Origin of the sequence: Bacillus sp. FSL W8-0640 (assembly GCF_038007725.1) — a bacterium.
GTDB lineage: Bacteria > Bacillota > Bacilli > Bacillales > Bacillaceae_G > Bacillus_A > Bacillus_A cereus.
Window position 1 is genome coordinate 2,413,505 of sequence record NZ_JBBOXT010000001.1, and the last position, 19,302, is coordinate 2,432,806.

A 19,302-nucleotide genomic window follows, 5' to 3' on the forward strand; every position below is an offset into this window, starting at 1 on the left:
GGTTTGTTGTGAGATTGTTTTACAATTAGTTACTCCAGATGGAGAAGCCTATATGAGGAAATATGATAGGAAGCATATACCAGAGGTTATAAAGCTGAATTATAAAAGTTGAATAAAATGAAACGATTACGGAGAAAAGTAGCAGTTGTGGCCGGAGCAACTATATATGTAACTGAATAACTATATGTTTTTTAAGAGCACTCTTAGCAAAAAGTGCTCTTTTTCATTAATGTAAATATTTACTTAGCATCTTTTTAAAATGATTTTTATCATAATTTACATATTGCGTAGCTGTATTTCGTATTGAATCTCCCGCGTAAAATCTTTCGTACAATTCGTGTCTAGATCCTAATGGGCTTCCGATGATATCCCAGGCTAACTTAAATAATTTTGTACGTTGTTCGGCATCTATATTCGTTCCATTAAAGTATTTTTTCAATAAATCAGCTATCGGACTCTGGAAGTCATTCGAGCTCGAAGGAAGTTGAATGAACCCACCTGCTCCAATTAATTGTAAAATTTCTATTGCACGGGGATAATATTTGGAACCAAGATTCCTTGCAGTTTCAATATATTTAAAGTTCGGCAAATAAGTTTTTGTTTCATTTGTAGTACCTTCAACTTCTGCAGCAATTAAAAGTGCGCGAATTGTTTCGATTTGCATAATTAATTCCCCAAGCTTCTCTTGAACATGCAAATAAGTAGTAGCACCAATCGATTCAGCAATTTCATAAGCAATTGCAGTTATAAATTCTAGCTTTACTACTAATCGTACAATTGCTTGGTGATAAGCTAAACTACTAGAAGCTATATCTGACTTTATTGCCCATAACGCTTCAGGGTTGTTATATAGTAAGACACGTTCCCATGGTACAAATACATTATCAAAGATTAATAGTGCATCCATTTCATCGTACTGTGAGCTAAGAGGGGAATCAACTGTAATTGAATGTGTATTCGCAAATGGTTCTCTACAAACCATATGTAATCCAGGAGAATTGGCTGCCACAATGAGAAAGTGAGCTAAATCTTTTTGAGTATCAGTCAGTTTTGCTAATGGATAGATTAATAAATCATTTGAATAAGGAGAAGCAGTACCAATCATTTTAGCACCACTTAAATAAATTCCGTCAGAAGTTTTCTTCGTAACTCTTAGTAATCCTAAGTCATTTGTATTCAACATTGATTCTGTAGATCGATTTATTTGTGGATCACGTTGAACTACGCTTAAGAACAAGTGATTATCTCTCGCTTCTTCATAATAAGATGTAATTTTATCTGGAAACTGTACATCGAATTTTTTATAAAAATATTTTGATACGTACCAGCCGGTAAGTCTCGATCTTGCGTAATCAGATAGTCTACTCATTACACCGTCTGTAGCATAACTCCACGTTTCAAAAGCGGTTCTCCTCATTAATAATTCGTTATAGGAATTCGGAATTAAAAAGGCTGTATGGACAAATTCTTTCGTTTTTGGGCTAACATATCCAACAGAATCTCTTCGTATTGGATCATCAAACAATGAAAATAAATTAGAAATGGTACTTAATGTTCCTGCAAAATGTTTGTCTGTAGTTACATCTACTTTTCGTCCATAGAGCCAAACGTTACGACCATCTTGTAAGCTCTTTATATAGTAATCTTTCAAATTTTGCATATTTCCTCCTTCTAAAGACTATTCATATATTTGGACATCTTTTAATGGTGGGGAATATACGTGGAAAGTTATTACTGCCGAATCTGTTATACATTTTATGCACAGTATCTTTTTTTACTGTGAAAATATTTCCCTCTGTAAACTCTTCAATCCGCTCGCTATTATTTTCGTACGTTATATTTTGTAGCGTACCATTGACTATTAGTATACATCCTACAGATATTCCGTGATCGTGCACAAAAGTCTTTGCTTTGCTGGGGAAATTTAATACTAAAATCTCTACAAATTCAGACTGATAGATAACGTTCCGTCCGTATTCAAGATTAACTGGTGAAGTAATAAAAGGAGATATTTTATGAAGTGAAATATTTAATGATTGAATAGCGTGTATTAAATTGACCGTATCGTAGTTACATAGGTTATTAAACGTTTTTTTGTATGTTATGAATCAATTGCATGTAAAACTTCCTCCTAAGCATGTACAGTAAAAGAAAACCTAATCTAATATTATATAGAGCGTATTGAATTACATAATATTGTATTGAAACATTTCCAAAAAGTTACTTCTTTTACTTAGGAAGTTCATTTAATTTGAAAATTTCGTTAATTATTTCCGTTAAAATGATATGCTTGAACTATATATTTTTTATCCCGCTAAATCCCGACTGGTGAGGGCTGATAATCAGTGGAGGATGAACAAACCCCCCACTGATTAAAGTTTCACTTTATTGGAAAGGTGATGAAATAAATGGCAGTTCTTTTAGTAGAAAATCTATATCAAATGTCTATTGTTTTACTGATTTTATGTTCATTTTGTTTTTATAGATATTTAAAGAAAATAAAAAGGGAAAGAAAGCTTACAGGTTTTGAAATTACGATGTATATCGTGACACAACTTGCGTATTTCATTTGGGCGGCAACAACTTTTCTTAAAATGTTATCAGAATAATAATACTGTTAAACAATAGTGAAATAGAATAGGTTATCTATATTTTTCTAATAAAGAAAAAAGGGGGAGTATTTATAACTTCTACATTTAAAAGATTGGTTTTTAAGTGTTCTGATTTTGAATATTAAGTTTCCTTCTTTTTAATTAGAAATTATGAGCATCTTCTGATTTTAAAGACATCGATTATATTTGGATGAGATTACACATTCGTAATCTCTTATATTGTCTCTACCCCAATAATATACTTATTGAGAAGGGCAGAGATAAGTTTGTATTTAAGACTGATGGTTGGCTAGTTAGAATGACCGATTGAGATTCTTTTAGTTTACTCATTATAAGGAAAAGCTTTAAGATTCTGCATTAAATATATAATATTCGGATTCACTATGTTGGTTGTAATATGAGATTTTAATAAATCCTTGATAAAAGAGCACATTTTTATATGTGCTCCATCCCATTTAATTAGCGTGTATATTCTGAATATATAAATTCAAGAAATTATATATTTTAAAGTGGCGTAAAGGGGTATTTGTATATGGTAAAATCTGTTTTAAATATGTCTTCAACTAATTGAGTAGTTTCGGCGTCATAAAAACTATCATATGTTGGGAGCCGTGGAAATAAGGGGTCTATTATGTTAGCGTCTGCGTAGTCCCCTTTAAAAATAGCATAGTCGTTCTGATGGTGCCATGATTTTTCCAATAAATCTAAAGGAGATTTTTTTAATCTATATTGATCTTCTAGTTTCGCGATTTCCTTAGAATAGTTTTCTAGGTAGATATAATTAGTTACAAAACGTTCTTCATCTTGTATATATTGTGGAGCATAGTGCGGGTTTATTATGTCTGAATTAGAATCAAAAGATTTTAAATAATATAGATAAAGTTTAAAGGAGATTTTCTTATTACAATTCTCATCCCTGTACAGAAATTGACGAATAGGTCTCCATTCCGGATGTTCTATATGGGGTGGTGAAAGGAGTGATAAGAAAGAACTGACAGCTCGTTTATAAGGGTTTCTAACAAGTTTGTACGCGTGTTTTTGTTTAAGCCTTAATTCTGTAGCTACTTGTATATAGTAAAAAAAAGAATTTTTGTATATATCATACTCGTAGTTATGAATAAACGGATCGTAATTAATCGCTTCTTCATATAATCCAATTTGATAAAAGAACCAATTTGCTAGTGAAGTGCAGCCACTTTTTTGGCTCCAGAATAAAATTAACGGAAATTCATCGTGGAAGTGTGGCATACGTCCATGTTTAATCATAAAGTTATAAATATCCGTCATTGTCATATACAACCACCCTCTGTTTTCTTTTATCATTATTTATTACTATATGAAGTAGGCATTTAATATATGAAAATTGGCAATGATGCGGATTATACGTTTTTTTATTTAAACGTTAATTGAAAATAAAAAAAGAGTGTACAAATGAGGAGGTTCTGAGAAAAAAATAGGTTTTATTAGTGTTTAATTACTATATAGTGTAGCTCTGTATTGCGTAAGTGTATAAATATGAATATTCATAAATCCTTGTCACCTCCAGGGATATTGGGATTTTAATTCACATTTACATGAAAATGAATACACAGATTAAATAATTGTCACATACCTCACAAATGTTTCGTCACATTTATGATTACTAAATGAGGAGGAACATATATGAAAATATTTGTAGCAGGTGCAACTGGTGTAATAGGACGTTCTTTATTACCACTGTTAATAAAAAATGGGCACACGGTGTTTGCGATGATCCGTACTACTTCGCAAGTAGAAGCAATGAAAAAGGTTGGTGCCATACCAGTAATAGCTGATGTATTTAATAGAGAGGCTGTATTTTCTGTATTAGAAGAAACAAATCCCGATATAGTTATTCATCAATTAACGTCATTGTCATCATGGAATTTTGAGGATAATGCAAAAATTAGAACAAAAGGCACTCGTAACCTTGTCGATGCAGCTAAAAATGTAGGGGTACAGAAAATAATCGCTCAAAGTATTTCATGGGCGTATGAACCAGGGGATATATTTGCGACTGAAAAAGATTCACTACATATTACTGCTTCCGCGCCTCGGCAAGTCACTGTTAATGGCATATTAAAATTAGAAGAAGCTGTTACTGAGTTACCTGAATCGGTTATACTTCGTTATGGCACATTATATGGACCAGGAACATGGTATGCGGAAAACGGATTAATAGCAAATCAAGTTCGTAATAATGAGATTATCGCATCAGACGGGATAAGCTCGTTTATACATGTCGAAGATGCTGCAAGAGCTACTATGCTAGCCCTTAATTGGCCTTCAGGAATCGTAAATATTGTAGATAATTATCCAGCAACTAGTAAAGAATGGTTACCAATATATGCAGCAGGGATAGGGGCACCTAAGCCTAAAGTTCAAGATGGGAAAAATAGTTGGGAAAGAGGAGCTTCCAATAATAAGGCACGTAAAGAGTATGGTTGGATACCTTTATTTCCATCATGGTCTGAAGGATTTAACAACTTAATAGGTAAGTAAAACACAACTTTAATGGGAATGATAGTAAAATACACCATTAAAGGATTGGGTTATTATGAATATAATTTGGGAAAGTATTATATTAACTTTTACTGGAATAATTGTCTTGAAAATGACAGGTAGTGCATCTGTCAGCCAAATGACAAGAGCTGAAATCATTATAGTTGTATCAATCGGCCGTATTATTGTAGAACCTGTATTAAGTAGAAAAGTAGTCCCATCTATATTTGCGGCCATCATATTTGCAAGCATACTACTTATTATTCATTTCTTTGAATTGAAATCAAAGAAGGTGGAACAATTTCTAAATGGAAGTAGCATTATAATTGTTGAAAACGGAGAGATTGTAAAAGAGAATTTGATGCAGGCAAAAATGTCGGAGCAACAACTATATATGCAATTAAGAGAAAAAGGGATCCATGATGTAAAGAGTTTACAGCAAGTTACAGCGGAACCGAATGGGCGTATTGGTTATCGATTAATAAAAGAAGCAGAACCAATAACTTTAGAAATGTTAGAAAAAGTATTAGATCGGTACAATATAAAAAGATAATTTCTTATGTGAAATGCCAATATACAATTGAATTATTGGCATTTTTTATTTTTTCTAAATGTAAAAGTTAATATTTAGAATAGATATTCAGCCAATCTTTAAATTAGATATAGGCTTATTAATATGCTATATTCAATGGAGCTATAGTGACTGTGGTGAAAAAAGCAGCGTTAAAATGAATAGGTCTTTCATGTGATATTAAACATGAGATAAGAATAAGGAGATAGAAACATAATGGAATTTTGGGAATCAAGTTTTATTGAAAAACAAACGATGTGGGGATTGGAACCTACAGAATCTGCAATTTTGACAAAAGATTTTTTTATTGAAAAGAACGTTAAGGATATATTAGTTCCGGGTATTGGTTATGGAAGAAATGCAAAGGTTTTTATCGATAATGGTATAAATGTAACAGGTATTGAAATTTCGAAAACAGCGATCGATTTAGCAAGAGAAAACGGACTAGAAGATGTTAGTATGTATCACGGTTCAGTAAACGAAATGCCTTTTGATAATAAACTGTATGATGGGATATTTAGTCATGCACTTCTTCATTTGTTGAATGGACAGGAAAGAGAGAATTTTATTGAAGATTGTTATAATCAGTTAAAACCAGGCGGATATATGGTTTTTACAACTGTTTCTAAAAAAGCTCCCATGTACGGAAAAGGAAAACAGTTGGATAAAGATTATTATGAGATAATGGAAGGTGTAAAAATGTTCTTCTATGATTCTGAATCTATAAAAAAAGATTTTAATCAATATGGATTAGTACAAGTTTCGGAAATTGATGAACCAAATAAGAACATGGCAAATAAACCTCCAATTAATTTTTTAACGATAAAATGTAAGAGAGAACTATAATTAAAAGTTATTAAGAATTATTAAAGATGTTTATATATTGATTATGCACAAATAAAAAGGACAAGCATATAATAGAAGTACCTATTAACTTTAAGTAACCTTAACTTTCTTTAATAGGATATCTCAAAATCCCCAAAAAGAGCACTTGCGGAAACAAGTGCTCTTTTATTTGGAATTTTAAACCATAAATGTTGAATAAAATGTTAAACTGAAAAGAGCAATTTTTGTAATTAAAACTGTAGTATATGAATGGAGTGTTATTGAATGCAAACAAGAAAAGCCTATCTATATGTATTTGACACGATGTCTGATTGGGAGTACGGACATTTAATTGCTGAACTTAATACAGGGAGATATTTTAAAAAAGATGTAGCGCCTTTTAAAGTAGTCACAGTTGGAATAAATAAAGAAATGGTTATTTCAATGGGGGGCTTGAATATAAAGCCGGATATTTCCCTAGATGAATGTATCCTTGAGAGTAACGATCTATTAATTTTACCTGGAGGGAATACTTGGAGTGAAGAAATACATAAACCTATTTTGCAAAAAGTTGATGAGGCTTTAAAACTTGGTACAATTGTGGCTGCCATTTGCGGTGCAACTATAGGTCTTGCAAATTACGGTTACTTGGATTCTATAAATCACACAAGCAATAGTTTAGAGTATATGAAAATGATTTGTCCTACTTATAAAGGAGAAAATTTTTATAAAGAGGGACCTGTATCATCCAGTGAAAACCTTATTACCGCATCGGGTGTAGCTCCTCTAGAATTTGCCATGGAGGTATTGAGAAAATTAGATGTATTTGCGCCAGATACACTTCATTCATGGTATAAATTGAATGAGACTCATGAAGCGGAATATTTCTTCCAGTTAATGAATTCAATTAATAGCTGATTAGTATTTCGAATGAAAATTATATTTTAGATGATACGAAAACTAATAACGAAATAATATTATGAAGATAAAAGGTAAGGGTATTCCTATGAATATATGAGAAAATATCCTTACCTTTTATAGTATTATTTCTGAAAGGCAAAAGTAATAGCATTTGTTTTTAATTGAATGTGTCTTTCATTACGAACTATATTATAAGCTAATTCTTTTATTTCAACTTTTATTTCTTTCCATCCTTTATAAATGCTTTTTAATAGACGTATCATTTCTTCGGTTGGGAGATTAATTTCAATTAAAGCTTCTAATTCTTCATTCGTTTTTAAATCAATTTCTTGTATGTTAGAGTTAATAATCAAACAATTAATACCACTGTTTTTTGTCCCTTTTTTCATAGAATGAAGCACGTTTTTAAAATCTTTTTCTGATTTGACATGTTCTAAACTTGATACTGCAACGATATAATCATAAGCGTTAGAGTCAATATGATAGTTTTCAATTGCTGCTTGTTCTGTTTTTATAACCTCGAATACATCATGTTCTTTACTATAAATTTTTAGCTTTGTTAAAGCGGAATTAAGTAAATCAACACATGTAACAGTGCCGCTAGTATTTCTTATCTTTTGTGCAATTGGAATGCTATTTCTACCGACGCCAGAGCCAAGATCAAGTACTTGTAAGTTGTTTTGTCCTTCAAAGTGATCCATCAAGTCCATAACTGTTTTAACCGGTTTGTACAGCCAAGAGCCAATTTCAAATAGTTTATATTGTTCATAGCAAAGGTCGTGATATTTCTTTTCTTCTTGTCTTATGTAATCGATACGGTTCACATTGTTTCAGCTCCAATATTTTTATTGCAAAATGAATAGGTGGGACAGCCTTTAACATTTGTTTGAATTCGAAAAATACCACCAGCATGTGGATACTCTTTTAATTCGTCATCAGTCATTCTTGTTCTGGCTGTTGTAATATATAAATCTGTTAAATTAGGCCCTCCAAATGTACATGATGTTACATATAAAGCTGGAATTGGAATGCTTAATATTTTTTCTCCAGTAGAGGGATTCCATCTAGTTATTTTTGAACCTCCCCAATGTGCAATCCATAAACAGCCGTCTTCGTCAATTGTCATACCATCAGGTAGACCATCATTTTCAGAGAAAATGATTACATCAATTGGATTATGAATGTCTCCAGTACGTATATTATATTGATAGCGAACCACTTTTTTAGTAGGTGTATCTATAAAGTAAAAGTATGTATGATCAGGTGACCAAGCAATTCCATTTGATGTATTTACATGTGAAACTTTTTTCTCTACACTACACTTAAATTATGATGTAAACAATACAAGGAACCTGCAGCATTCATACCGTATGTATCTGTAGAACCTGCCCAGAAACGACCAGCTGGATCACATTTTCCATCATTGAAACGATTTTCTATTAAATGTGGTTCAGGGTCAAAAATATGTGTCAGTTTTTCTGTATTTACATTAATAGAATAAAAACCGTTTTCCATAGCTAAGAGTAGTGTATCCTCTAAATATGGAACAACACAGCCGATTTGTTGATTGAGTGCAATTACTCGGTTCGTATTAGCGGTAGGATTGTATATGCATAATTTTCTCTCCGTAATATCAACCCAATATAAAAGTTGCTTTTTTTCATTCCAACATGGTCCTTCAGCTAAACTTGCTTTAGCATCTAAAACTAATTCTATATTACTGAACAAGATGTTCACCTCGCGTTATAAGATATTAATATAATTCGATAAGAATAGAGGTAAACCTTTTAGTCAAAGGATATTAAAATTTATGCTGTAGAAAAATGACCTTCTCACAAGTGATTAAAAAAGTGTATAAACAAGGAGAGGAAAATGCATATGATGTTTTATGAGATTGTTTGCTTTTCTTGTAAGAATATATTTCGTGTTTACGAAGGCAGTGAAAAATATAAGCGATTTAAAGAAAAACCAAACGGGGCATATTGTTGTGATGAGTGTAGTCATAAAATTCAATTAGAAGCGATAAAGAATTTTTTTAGGTAATTAAACTAAAATTCCGGAAATCATAACTTAATTTTTATTTAGAAGATTTTTTAAGAATAATGTCTAAATATAGAATGTAAATAAAGATGAAGTATACACAAAACAATTCGTTTAATCGATAAGTATATATTATGAAAATTGAGTTAGAAATAAAAACGGCAAGCTAGAATTCGCTTGCCGTTTTTTTATAGTTTTGTATGTATTTGTATACCTTTTGCTTTTTCTTTTTCGTTCTTTACGCGTACAATTAAATTATAAGATCCAGATTTTGGTACTTCAAAAGAAAGTAAACCTTCTTTTTGAGAAGTGACTTCTTCTTCGTAAATGATCTTATCGCGTTTAGTGATTTGTAATAAAATTGTACCCTCTTCAACGGTTGCATCAAAAGGAAATTGTACATTTCCTTGTTCAGTTTTGATCGTTTGTACATCGTAATACCCTTTCAGGGAGCCAATGTTTAAAGTTGTTTCGCCGTTTTTTTGAACCTTGGTGACTTTTACTGCTGTATTACCACATGCGCTTAATAATACAACAAGAGTTAGAATGAGAAATAAACGTAGTAATTTCATAGTGATCCCCTTTTTATCATTATAAAATTTTTCCAATGCGTAAATTAGTTTATCATTTTTTTATAAACAAATATATACATTAAAACTAAAAATTGTTATTTAGTGATAACCTCTTATATACCATTTGGTTTCTATTAGTCTAAGAAACTTCAGTACATGTTGAATATTCGATTAATAAAATGTTATAGGAGTTAAATATTTTATCTTACTATTAGATTACTTGAATGAAAAGAAAACACCGAAAGTATATATAAAAGCAGGTACTTTCGGTGTTTTCTTTTTTACTATCGTGAATACATTTTTGGACATTCATCACCACTTGGTTCATAAAAACAATGGCTTTTAAACTGTCCTACAAATGGCTGATTATACCATTCAGGTGGACAAGCTCCAACTGGACGGAAATACCAAAGAGCCCATCGTGCAGGCCAGCGCCATTCACCTTGTAAAACTTTTCGTGCAATTTCTTTTTCTGATTCACGAGCGCGTTGATAAAAATATCCATATTGTACTGCTTCAAATCCGCCGGGGCTTTGATATACAGCGTCGCGTACGGTACGGAGTTGTTTAAAATCTAAGCAATCACAAAATACACGGTTTACTACAACGCATCCAACTAACTCCTCACCTTGGCGACCTTCGCCTTCAGCTTCAGCACGAATTAAACGAGCTAGTAAATCAACATCACTTTCGTTGTATGGAATAAGGGGCATAGTGATACCACCTTTCTGTTATAGTAAAGAGTGTATGTTATAAAACAATCTGCGTGCTTTTTTACATAAAAATAACATTTAATTTTAAGAGGAGCTTGTATAAAAAGAGCTAATTAGTAATAGTAGATAAATATAAAAGGGAGAGGTATTATGTATCGAATTCATAAAGACCATATCATTTACTCAATGTCACCAGAAACTAAGCCTTGTATGGAAGTGGAAATTGGGAGCAGTCTTGTATTTGAAACATATGATTGCTTTGAAAATCAAATCGATTCTGAAGATGTTGTGTTTCAAGAATTAGATTGGAACCGAATTAATCCAGCGACTGGACCTGTATATGTTAAAGGAGCAGAACCTGGCGATATATTAGCCGTAACGATTGAAAAGATTAAAATTGCAGAGCAGGGCGTTTTAACTACAGGTGCAAACCTTGGTGTAATAGGGAATGAGTTAAATGAAAATACAGTGAAAATTGTCCCAATACATAATGAACATGTTTTGTTTTCAAGTGAACTACAAATCCCGATTAATCCAATGATTGGGGTAATTGGTATTGCACCGAAAGAAGAGAGCATTTCATGTGGCACACCGCATGATCACGGCGGGAATATGGACTGTAAAGAAATTAAAGAAGGAACAACATTACTACTACCAGTTAATGTCCCAGGAGCACTATTAGCGTTAGGTGATTTACACGCAGCAATGGGGGATGGTGAAATTGGGGTTAGTGGAGTAGAGGTTGCTGGTGAGGTAACTGTAACAGTTCAAATTATAAAAGGGAAAAAATGGCCACTACCAATGGCTATTCAAAAAGAAAAAGTAATGACGATTGCTTCAGAAAAATTGCTAGATGATGCAGCAAATCGTGCTGTACGTAATATGGTGACATTTTTACATGAAGAATTAGCAATGTCTAAAGCTGATGCAACGCTTTTATTATCGGCAGCAGGTAATTTAAAAGTTTGCCAAGTTGTGGATCCGTTGAAAACGGCGCGTATGGAATTAGGGATGGATTATGTGGAGAAACTAGGATTTACTTTTAGTAAATTTCATATTAAATAGATAAGGGACGAAAAAGGATACTTTTGTATAAAAGCATCCTTTTTTAATTTACGGATTTTGTGAAAAGAGGTAGTATTTATTTTATATAAGTATATTTGAGATTGTGGATTAAAAAGGAGTTCAATAATGGTCAAAATTATGATTGTAGAAGACGATATGAAAATTGCAGAACTATTATCAAAACATGTTGCGAAATATGGTTATCAAGGAGTTATTGTATCGGACTTTCAAAATGTATTAGACATTTTTTTAGATGAACAACCAGAGTTAGTTTTATTAGATATTAATTTACCGAGTTTTGATGGGTACTTTTGGTGTCGTCAAATTCGCGGTGTTTCTACATGTCCGATACTATTCATTTCGGCTCGTGAAGGTACGATGGATCAAGTTATGGCGTTAGAAAATGGTGGCGATGATTTTATTCCGAAGCCTTTTCATTATGAAGTTGTAGTGGCGAAAATTCGTAGTCATTTAAGACGTGCATATGGAGATTATGCACCGAAACTAGAAGAGCGAATGATTGAGCAACAAGGCCTTTGTTTATATCCTGAAAGACTTGTATTGAAACTTAGAAACGAAGAGATTGATATAACGAGAAACGAAGCTATTTTATTAGAGACATTAATGAAAAATTATCCGCGTGTTGTGAGTAGGGAAGTGTTGTTAAATAAATTATGGGATAGCGAATCTTATGTTGATGATAATACATTAAGTGTAAATACAACACGTGTGCGTAAAAAGTTACAAACGTTACATATAGAAGGTGCGATTGAAACGATTCGTAGTGTTGGATATAGATTGCATATTACTTGGGATACTGGTATAGAAAAATGATAAGGTTGTTTATACGTGATCATATACCACTTATTTGCTTTACTATAATTCAACTACTAGCTATATTTCTCGTATATTGGTTTGATGGGCATAATCATATTACAACGGCGTTATATGCAATGTTTCTAGGGGCTTTCTTTATGGGAAGTTATTTAGTGTTTCGATATTTTACACATCGTTCTTTTTATGAGCGCTTAGCAAACCCGATGCAATCTTTGGATGAATCTGTTCAAAAATCTGATTTTGCAGCTGTATCGGCTGCTCTTCAAGAACTACTTGAGGTGCAATATCGACATTATCAAAATCAGCTGCAAATGCAAGAGAGAAAAAATAATGACCATTTAACCTTTATGAATCAGTGGATTCATCAAATGAAAACACCTTTATCTGTAATAGAATTAATTACACAGGATGAAGTAGATTCACGTTTTGAAAGTATAAATGAGGAAACTGATCGATTAAAAAAGGGATTAGAAATGGCTCTGTATGTCGCACGTTTAGAAGCATTTACACAAGATTTTTATGTAGAAAGAGTACAACTACATAAAATAGTGAATGATTCGGTACATGAGCATAAACGGTTCTTTATCCGGAATTTTGTATATCCAGAGCTTGAAATTGATAAGGACATTACTGTAGAAAGTGATGCGAAATGGTTACAATTTTTAATTGGACAAATACTATCGAATGCGATTAAATATTCATCAGGTAGTAGAGAAAAGATTAAAGTGAAAGCTTGTAAGGAAGGTAATACCGTTATACTTGAAATTGCTGATAATGGCGTAGGTATACCGAAGCAAGATTTACCAAGAGTCTTCAAACCTTTCTTTACAGGAGAAAACGGTAGAGATTTTAAAGAATCAACAGGAATGGGGCTATATCTCGTATATGAAATTACGAAGCAATTAGGACATAGTGTAGAAATCCATTCAGAAGTTGATAAAGGTACGGTAGTACGAGTAATATTTTTTAATGTGTAAAAAGTGATCAAGGCTAAAGAACGTTGGAGATAAGTTTTTTAGCCTTGTTTTGTATTTTTTTAAAAGTTTTCATATGAATAAATGATACAAATTAGTAAAAATTAAAGATATGAGCACATGAAATTGTAAAAATAAACTTGAAGAAAAATAATTGCTTTTGAAGTACAAATAATAATATTTACGCATACAGTATTATCATGGTACAATATGGTTATTAATGACAGAAAGGAATGATGGGTGGACGATGATTAACTAATCTTATTTTTAAATGTTGAAATTCAATAAATTTCAATTTCTAAAAAATAGGATTAGTCTGCCCAATTTCCATAGAACGGTATTGCTATTTATGTTACGTAATAGCTTATTTGGGTGTAAATATTTTAACGACTAATCCTGCCAAATTTATTTGGGAGGATTTTTTTATTCTCCCTTAATGAAAGGGATCGGTATTATGAAAGAACTATTAAAATTAAATGATGTTTATGTTGAAATAAAAGAAAATATGTTGTTAGAGAAAATGAATGTGACAGTAAAACAAGGGGATGTTATCGGATTAATTGGTAAAAACGGTGCTGGTAAATCAACGTTACTTCAATTAATAAATGGAAAGATTGAGCCTTCAAAAGGGATTGTTGAATGGCAGCAAATGAATATGACAACCGCATATGTTGAGCAAGAAATAGAATCTTTTATTAGTAATGATGTAATTGCAAAAGAAGCAGAACTTCTTGCGAAATGGGGCGTGCCAACGAACGATTTTCATACTTTAAGTGGTGGTGAAAAGCTGAAAATTCGATTAGCAAAAGGATTTGCTGAAAATCCTAATGTCTTAATATTAGACGAACCGACAAATCATTTAGATGAGATCAGTACGGGATTTCTCATTAAACAAATAAAAAACATGAAAGGTACAGTTATCGTTGTATCGCATGATCGATATTTTTTAGATGTTGTCGCAACAAAAATATGGTCAATTGAGGACAAAAAATTAATTGAGCATAGTGGTAATTATACGAGCTACATGAAAGCACGTGAGCAAAAAAGAAAGTCGCAGCAGCGTGAATATGAAAAACAACAAAAAAAGATAGAACAAGTAGAAACACATATAAAAGAATTGAGTTCATGGTCACAAAAGGCACACGCGCAGTCTACAAAACAAGAAGGTGTGAAAGAATTCTATCGTGTAAAAGCGAAGCGAATGGATGCACAAGTGAAGTCAAAACGAAAACGACTTGAAAAAGAGCTGGAGAAAACGAAAGTAGAACGTGTGAAAGAAGAGTATTCAGTTGAGTTTTCTATTCAAGCGAACAAAAAAGTAGGAAAACGCTTTTTAGAAGTAAAGCAATTAAAAAAAGACTTTCATGGGAAAGTATTATTTGAAAACGTTAATTTTACAATTCAGCACGGTGAGAAAGTTGCGATTGTTGGACCAAACGGTAGTGGGAAAACAACATTACTGAAGATGATTATGGGAACGGAAACTGCTGAAGGAGAAATATGGATTTCACCTTCAGCAAACATCGGCTATTTAACACAAGAAGTTTTTGATTTACCGCTTGATAAAACACCAGAAAATTTATTTTTTAAAGAGACGTTTGAAGAAAGAGGAAAAGTCCAAAATTTAATGAAACATTTAGGATTCCAAGCGTCTCAATGGAAAGAGCCGATTGAGCATATGAGTATGGGAGAAAGAGTAAAGTGTAAGCTAATGGCTTATATTTTAGATGAAAAAGATGTACTCATTTTAGACGAACCGACGAATCACTTGGATCTACCTTCACGTGAACAACTTGAAAATACATTAGCTGAGTATAACGGAACATTAGTAATTGTATCTCACGATCGATATTTTCTGGAGAAAACAACTAACACAAAACTCGTGTTTTCAAACAATACGATACAAAAGCAGCTAGAAGAACCTACTAAAACAAGAGATGATATTGAAGAGCTACGTTTAACGTTAGAAACAGAGAGACAAGAAGTATTAGGAAAATTAAGCTTTTTAACTTCTAAAGACAAAGAATATAAAGCACTGGATGAACGGTTTATTGAACTTACGAAGCAGATTAAGGAGCTATAACGTAAATAAGGGGGATTAACATGGGAGAAGAGAGATTCACTAAGTTATTTAAAATAGATTGTGGAGATATATACTTGCAAGAGTTTACGGTCAAAGATGCAGAGAGTATTTATAAAATAGCAAATCAACCGGAAATAGCAAAATTTTTACCAGACTGGAAATCAACGAAAGAACAAAGGGTGGATTGGATTGCAGATTATGAAATACCAGCAAACAAAGCATTTCTTGATGCAGTGAAAACTACGAATAACATAGATAATCAGATGTTAAAGCTAGGAATATTTAAGAAAGCTACAAATGAACTCATTGGATGGTGCTGCACAGGTATGAAAGAAGAACTCCCTTCACCAAACAGAGAGATAATGTATGCTATCTCAAATGAATATCAAAATCATGGCTATGCTACAAAAGCGACTAAAGGTTTAATTGACTATTTGTTTAAAGAAACAAATTTAAATGTCCTTAACGCAATTGCTTTAATTAACAATGTAGCATCAAATAAAGTTATTGAAAAATGCGGGTTTATTTATAAGAGCCAACAGAGGATAGAAAATCAAATATATAATCATTATATATTGAGAAAATCTGAGTGGATAAAAATATAACGTTTGGTAGTAAAAGACCGATAGCAATCGGTCTTTTCTCATTTATATAATAAAGATTTATTATACATTATATTTCCTACTACTATACAATTATTATAAGATAGTTATGCGTTAATTTTAGTTTGAAATAATTATGTTGTCAGTTTTTTTAGAAATCTTACAAGCGTGTAAGGTAAATGAAAGATGAATCAATATGAGCTGTAAGACAATTCATTTACACTCTATAGTGAGCAGTGGAAATGAAGGGAGAATATACATGGAAATTTTACATGCAAAAAGTATTAGTAAAGTATATAAAGGGAAAGTACCTTATAAAGCATTAGTAGATATTGATTTATCAATTCAAGAAGGTGAATTTGTAGGAATTATGGGTCCATCAGGTAGCGGAAAAACAACGTTATTGAATATGGTATCTACTATTGATTCTCCATCATCGGGAGAAATATTTATTAATGGCACAAACCCTTTTCAATTATCATCAGAAGAATTAGCGTTATTCCGCAGAAAACAATTAGGATTTGTTTTTCAATCATTTAATCTTCTTAGCACACTTACTGTAAAAGAAAACATCGTATTGCCGATGACTTTAGATGGTGTTTCCGTGCAAGAAATGAACAAGCGATTGGAAGAGATTGCAGAGAAGTTAAATATTACAGATATCTTGAATAAAAGAACGTTTGAAATATCAGGGGGACAAGCTCAAAGAACAGCAATCGCTCGTGCGATCGTTCATAAGCCGCAATTATTACTTGCAGATGAACCAACAGGGAACTTGGACTCTAAATCTTCAAATGATGTAATGGAGATGCTTGATACTCTTAATAAAGAAGAAAAAGCAACGATGATGTTAGTTACACATGATCCGTATGCTGCGAGTTTTTGCAGTAGAGTAGTATTTATTAAAGATGGTCAACTATATAACGAAATTTATTGTGGTGAAAGCAGACAAGCCTTTTATCAAAAGATTATGGATGTTCTTTCTTTGTTAGGAGGGAAAAGGCATGACTTTTCGTCAGTTCGCATTTAATAATATTTTTCGTAATAAGCGTACATATGCTGCCCATTTTTTAAGTAGTACATTTTCTATTATGGTTTTCTTTACGTATGCTCTTTTATTATTTCATCCTGATTTACAAGGGGAATTAAAATCAACAAGTGCAACAATGAGTGCATATGGTACGATGGGATTTACAATTTCGCAAGGTTTGATTTTTGTATTTTCATTTTTCTTTATTTTATATTCAGTTAGTTCATTTTTAAAAACTCGTAAGAAAGAATTTGGCATATTAATGATGCAAGGTATGTCAATGAGACAGTTTAAGAAATTATTATTAATTGAAAATATGTTGATTGGACTTGGTTCAATTTGTATAGGGATTTTCATTGGACTCATATTTTCTAAACTAGTTTTATTGATAAGCGCAAGTGTATTAATGATTAATAATGGTTTGCCTTTTTATACACCAGTGAAGGCTGTATTATTAACAGTTATCACTTTTCTTTTCTTATTTTTCATTGTTTCACTATTTACATTTAAAATGGTAAAAATAACGGAACTTGTGGAACTTATTCGAGCAGAGGAAAAACCAAAACCTGAACCGAAATCTTCAATTTTATTATCACTGCTTTCTTTAATTAGTATAGGATATGGATATTTCTCAGTATTTCGCTTTATTTCAAGTTCCAGTTTTACTACACTTGGAATGGGTGTCTTACTAGTAATTATAGGAACGTACTTTTTATATACACAGTGTAGCGTTTATATATTACATCTTGCTAAAAGGAGAGAATCTTTCTTTTTAAAAAGAACAAATATATTAACGTTTTCTGAATTAATTTACCGTATGAAAGATAATGCAACGATGTTTTTTATTGTATCTATTATTTCAGCAGTTGCATTTACAGCTATTGGGACAACAGCTGCTATTGGTAATAGAAATTTAGTGTGGATGACAAACCCATATACATTTCTGTATGAAAGCTCTGAAAACAATAAATTGGTAGATAAACATCTCTCTATTATAAAAAAACATCTCTTGGATGCAAATATTCCGTATCGAATGGCTTCATCTTCAAGTAAATTTACAGAAAGTAACGTAAATGTATTGAAATTAAGTGAATATAACGAACTTACGAGAGCACTCGGGTACCAACATGAAACGATTGAAAAAGAAGATGAAATTTTACTAATCCCTGGGAGGGTGTCACAAAAGCAAGAATTTAAAAATGGTGACTATAAAAAAAATATTGAAGTCATTCAAGGAGATTGGACAAAGACATTTCGTGTGAAGAAAACTGTAGAGAATTTAGTTTTACCACATGATTCTAGTAGTATTTATATTGCTGTTCAAGATCATGTGTATGATGAAATTCCTCTGACGAGTAATCCAGAGGATGAAGATATTCAACATCGTACTTACGGATTTGTTGTAGATGATTGGATAAGAACGAAAGAGATTTCAAATCAATTAAAAAGTATATTCGATAAAGATCTTAGGGACAGTGATTTCTACTTTGAAGCTTTAACATTAAACTTGTTGGAGGCAAAGCAAAAGAATGGTTTATTACTTATGGCAAGTGTTTTAGTCGGAATCGTTTTCTTTACATTTGCTGCTAGTTTTATTTATTTCCGATTATATACTGATTTGGACCGTGATCAACAACAATATAAAATGATTTCGAAAATGGGATTAAGTAAACAAGAGTTAAAAAAAGTTGTAACGAGACAGTTATTATTAATGTTCTTCTTACCGATTGCTGTTGCGGTGATTCATACTGTAGTAGCGTATACGGCACTGCAACAATTAGTTAGTTTTTCTATTTTAAATAGCTCGATTTTTATTTTAATTTCATTTATATGTATACAAGTTTTATATTTCTTTATTACTCGTTGGCGTTACCTACAAAAGCTTTATAAGACTATGGAGCAATAAAGGATATGAACTAATAAAATTACAGAAAAGC

Annotated in this window: 18 protein-coding genes and 3 pseudogenes; 14 read left to right on the plus strand and 7 right to left on the minus strand. The window is 32.0% G+C overall.

From position 1 onward, the window contains the following. Window position 1: 1 nt before the first annotated feature. Window positions 2–112, plus strand: a pseudogene (locus N2V80_RS12435) (carboxypeptidase regulatory-like domain-containing protein); the annotation flags it as partial. A 114-nt stretch (window positions 113–226) separates the two neighbouring features. Here the strand turns inward: N2V80_RS12435 and N2V80_RS12440 are convergent. Together N2V80_RS12440 and N2V80_RS12445 are read right to left on the minus strand one after the other, a co-directional pair. Continuing rightward, window positions 227–1,660: a 4-hydroxyphenylacetate 3-hydroxylase family protein gene (locus N2V80_RS12440; protein ID WP_061654774.1), complete on the minus strand. Its 1,434-nt coding sequence runs from the start codon at window positions 1,658–1,660 to the stop codon at window positions 227–229. 18 nt (window positions 1,661–1,678) lie between these two features. Continuing rightward, window positions 1,679–2,118, minus strand: a pseudogene (locus N2V80_RS12445) (cysteine dioxygenase). A 290-nt stretch (window positions 2,119–2,408) separates the two neighbouring features. On the opposite strand from N2V80_RS12445, the gene N2V80_RS12450 reads away from it, so the two are divergent. Beyond that, entirely contained in the window at window positions 2,409–2,609 is a 201-nt protein-coding gene (locus N2V80_RS12450) for a hypothetical protein (protein WP_000279697.1), read from the plus strand. Between the two features lie 507 nt (window positions 2,610–3,116). Here the strand turns inward: N2V80_RS12450 and N2V80_RS12455 are convergent. Then, the gene (locus N2V80_RS12455; RefSeq protein WP_061654712.1) at window positions 3,117–3,905 is read right to left on the minus strand and encodes a sulfotransferase family 2 domain-containing protein; all 789 of its coding nucleotides are present in this window, start codon (window positions 3,903–3,905) and stop codon (window positions 3,117–3,119) included. Between the two features lie 369 nt (window positions 3,906–4,274). Between N2V80_RS12455 and N2V80_RS12460 the strand changes: the two genes are divergently transcribed. The 4 genes from N2V80_RS12460 (at window position 4,275) to N2V80_RS12475 (ending at window position 7,446) form a co-directional block, all read left to right on the plus strand. Further along, a complete protein-coding gene (locus tag N2V80_RS12460; RefSeq protein ID WP_061654713.1) occupies window positions 4,275–5,132 on the plus strand; it encodes an NAD-dependent epimerase/dehydratase family protein in 858 nt (285 codons plus the stop codon). Between the two features lie 55 nt (window positions 5,133–5,187). Then, window positions 5,188–5,685 carry a DUF421 domain-containing protein gene (locus tag N2V80_RS12465; protein WP_001021697.1) on the plus strand — a complete coding sequence of 166 codons (498 nt, stop codon included), beginning with the start codon at window positions 5,188–5,190 and terminating at the stop codon, window positions 5,683–5,685. Window positions 5,686–5,919: 234 nt separating this feature from the next. Then, the gene (locus tag N2V80_RS12470; RefSeq protein ID WP_000397628.1) at window positions 5,920–6,549 is read left to right on the plus strand and encodes a class I SAM-dependent methyltransferase; all 630 of its coding nucleotides are present in this window, start codon (window positions 5,920–5,922) and stop codon (window positions 6,547–6,549) included. 264 nt (window positions 6,550–6,813) lie between these two features. Next, window positions 6,814–7,446, plus strand: coding sequence for a type 1 glutamine amidotransferase family protein (locus N2V80_RS12475; RefSeq protein WP_061654769.1), 633 nt, complete (start codon window positions 6,814–6,816; stop codon window positions 7,444–7,446). A 125-nt stretch (window positions 7,447–7,571) separates the two neighbouring features. On the opposite strand, the gene N2V80_RS12480 is transcribed toward N2V80_RS12475, so the two are convergent. Beyond that, complete coding sequence (locus N2V80_RS12480; protein WP_061654768.1) at window positions 7,572–8,273, minus strand: class I SAM-dependent methyltransferase; 702 nt, start codon at window positions 8,271–8,273, stop codon at window positions 7,572–7,574. Next, a pseudogene (locus N2V80_RS12485) lies at window positions 8,270–9,177 on the minus strand (SMP-30/gluconolactonase/LRE family protein). Before N2V80_RS12485 ends, N2V80_RS12480 begins: the two are co-directional and overlap by 4 nt. A 144-nt stretch (window positions 9,178–9,321) precedes the next feature. On the opposite strand from N2V80_RS12485, the gene N2V80_RS12490 reads away from it, so the two are divergent. Further along, window positions 9,322–9,492 carry a DUF2197 domain-containing protein gene (locus N2V80_RS12490; protein WP_000551047.1) on the plus strand — a complete coding sequence of 57 codons (171 nt, stop codon included), beginning with the start codon at window positions 9,322–9,324 and terminating at the stop codon, window positions 9,490–9,492. Between the two features lie 185 nt (window positions 9,493–9,677). Here N2V80_RS12490 and N2V80_RS12495 read toward each other — a convergent pair whose 3' ends face one another. Continuing rightward, window positions 9,678–10,061: a BA_1872 family lipoprotein gene (locus N2V80_RS12495; RefSeq protein WP_061654850.1), complete on the minus strand. Its 384-nt coding sequence runs from the start codon at window positions 10,059–10,061 to the stop codon at window positions 9,678–9,680. A gap of 284 nt (window positions 10,062–10,345) precedes the next feature. Next, the gene (locus N2V80_RS12500; RefSeq protein ID WP_001128398.1) at window positions 10,346–10,774 is read right to left on the minus strand and encodes a cell wall hydrolase; all 429 of its coding nucleotides are present in this window, start codon (window positions 10,772–10,774) and stop codon (window positions 10,346–10,348) included. A gap of 150 nt (window positions 10,775–10,924) precedes the next feature. Here N2V80_RS12500 and N2V80_RS12505 point away from each other — a divergent pair, with 150 nt between their 5' ends. The 7 genes from N2V80_RS12505 to N2V80_RS12535 all read left to right on the plus strand — a co-directional run bounded on the left by N2V80_RS12505 (window position 10,925) and on the right by N2V80_RS12535 (window position 19,271). Continuing rightward, window positions 10,925–11,839, plus strand: coding sequence for an acetamidase/formamidase family protein (locus N2V80_RS12505; RefSeq protein ID WP_061654577.1), 915 nt, complete (start codon window positions 10,925–10,927; stop codon window positions 11,837–11,839). A 126-nt stretch (window positions 11,840–11,965) separates the two neighbouring features. Further along, the gene (locus tag N2V80_RS12510) at window positions 11,966–12,673 is read left to right on the plus strand and encodes a response regulator transcription factor (protein WP_000238969.1); all 708 of its coding nucleotides are present in this window, start codon (window positions 11,966–11,968) and stop codon (window positions 12,671–12,673) included. Continuing rightward, window positions 12,670–13,653 (plus strand): sensor histidine kinase, encoded by a 984-nt coding sequence (locus N2V80_RS12515; protein ID WP_002103134.1) that lies wholly within the window; start codon window positions 12,670–12,672, stop codon window positions 13,651–13,653. The genes N2V80_RS12510 and N2V80_RS12515 overlap by 4 nt, the downstream gene beginning before the upstream one ends. A gap of 451 nt (window positions 13,654–14,104) precedes the next feature. Further along, window positions 14,105–15,733, plus strand: coding sequence for a ribosomal protection-like ABC-F family protein (gene abc-f / locus N2V80_RS12520; RefSeq protein ID WP_002103136.1), 1,629 nt, complete (start codon window positions 14,105–14,107; stop codon window positions 15,731–15,733). Between the two features lie 20 nt (window positions 15,734–15,753). Continuing rightward, window positions 15,754–16,338, plus strand: a complete 585-nt coding sequence (locus N2V80_RS12525) for a GNAT family N-acetyltransferase (protein WP_061654576.1) — start codon at window positions 15,754–15,756, stop codon at window positions 16,336–16,338. Window positions 16,339–16,594: 256 nt separating this feature from the next. Continuing rightward, window positions 16,595–17,365, plus strand: coding sequence for an ABC transporter ATP-binding protein (locus N2V80_RS12530; RefSeq protein WP_000404277.1), 771 nt, complete (start codon window positions 16,595–16,597; stop codon window positions 17,363–17,365). Then, window positions 17,340–19,271, plus strand: a complete 1,932-nt coding sequence (locus N2V80_RS12535) for an ABC transporter permease (RefSeq protein ID WP_048558494.1) — start codon at window positions 17,340–17,342, stop codon at window positions 19,269–19,271. Before N2V80_RS12530 ends, N2V80_RS12535 begins: the two co-directional genes overlap by 26 nt. Window positions 19,272–19,302 lie beyond the last annotated feature (31 nt).

Excerpts from the sequence above, each read along its gene's own strand:
- N2V80_RS12450 (WP_000279697.1), top strand. The coding sequence starts at position 2,409 with ATGGCAGTTCTTTTAGTAGAAAATCTATATCAAATGTCTATTGTTTTA.
- N2V80_RS12475 (WP_061654769.1), top strand. The coding sequence starts at position 6,814 with ATGCAAACAAGAAAAGCCTATCTATATGTATTTGACACGATGTCTGAT.
- N2V80_RS12515 (WP_002103134.1), top strand. The coding sequence starts at position 12,670 with ATGATAAGGTTGTTTATACGTGATCATATACCACTTATTTGCTTTACT.
- N2V80_RS12505 (WP_061654577.1), top strand. The coding sequence starts at position 10,925 with ATGTATCGAATTCATAAAGACCATATCATTTACTCAATGTCACCAGAA.
- N2V80_RS12495 (WP_061654850.1), bottom strand. The coding sequence starts at position 10,061 with ATGAAATTACTACGTTTATTTCTCATTCTAACTCTTGTTGTATTATTA.
- N2V80_RS12530 (WP_000404277.1), top strand. The coding sequence starts at position 16,595 with ATGGAAATTTTACATGCAAAAAGTATTAGTAAAGTATATAAAGGGAAA.
- N2V80_RS12535 (WP_048558494.1), top strand. The coding sequence starts at position 17,340 with ATGACTTTTCGTCAGTTCGCATTTAATAATATTTTTCGTAATAAGCGT.
- N2V80_RS12500 (WP_001128398.1), bottom strand. The coding sequence starts at position 10,774 with ATGCCCCTTATTCCATACAACGAAAGTGATGTTGATTTACTAGCTCGT.
- N2V80_RS12490 (WP_000551047.1), top strand. The coding sequence starts at position 9,322 with ATGCATATGATGTTTTATGAGATTGTTTGCTTTTCTTGTAAGAATATA.
- N2V80_RS12470 (WP_000397628.1), top strand. The coding sequence starts at position 5,920 with ATGGAATTTTGGGAATCAAGTTTTATTGAAAAACAAACGATGTGGGGA.
- N2V80_RS12525 (WP_061654576.1), top strand. The coding sequence starts at position 15,754 with ATGGGAGAAGAGAGATTCACTAAGTTATTTAAAATAGATTGTGGAGAT.
- N2V80_RS12455 (WP_061654712.1), bottom strand. The coding sequence starts at position 3,905 with ATGACAATGACGGATATTTATAACTTTATGATTAAACATGGACGTATG.
- N2V80_RS12465 (WP_001021697.1), top strand. The coding sequence starts at position 5,188 with ATGAATATAATTTGGGAAAGTATTATATTAACTTTTACTGGAATAATT.
- abc-f (WP_002103136.1), top strand. The coding sequence starts at position 14,105 with ATGAAAGAACTATTAAAATTAAATGATGTTTATGTTGAAATAAAAGAA.
- N2V80_RS12460 (WP_061654713.1), top strand. The coding sequence starts at position 4,275 with ATGAAAATATTTGTAGCAGGTGCAACTGGTGTAATAGGACGTTCTTTA.
- N2V80_RS12510 (WP_000238969.1), top strand. The coding sequence starts at position 11,966 with ATGGTCAAAATTATGATTGTAGAAGACGATATGAAAATTGCAGAACTA.
- N2V80_RS12440 (WP_061654774.1), bottom strand. The coding sequence starts at position 1,660 with ATGCAAAATTTGAAAGATTACTATATAAAGAGCTTACAAGATGGTCGT.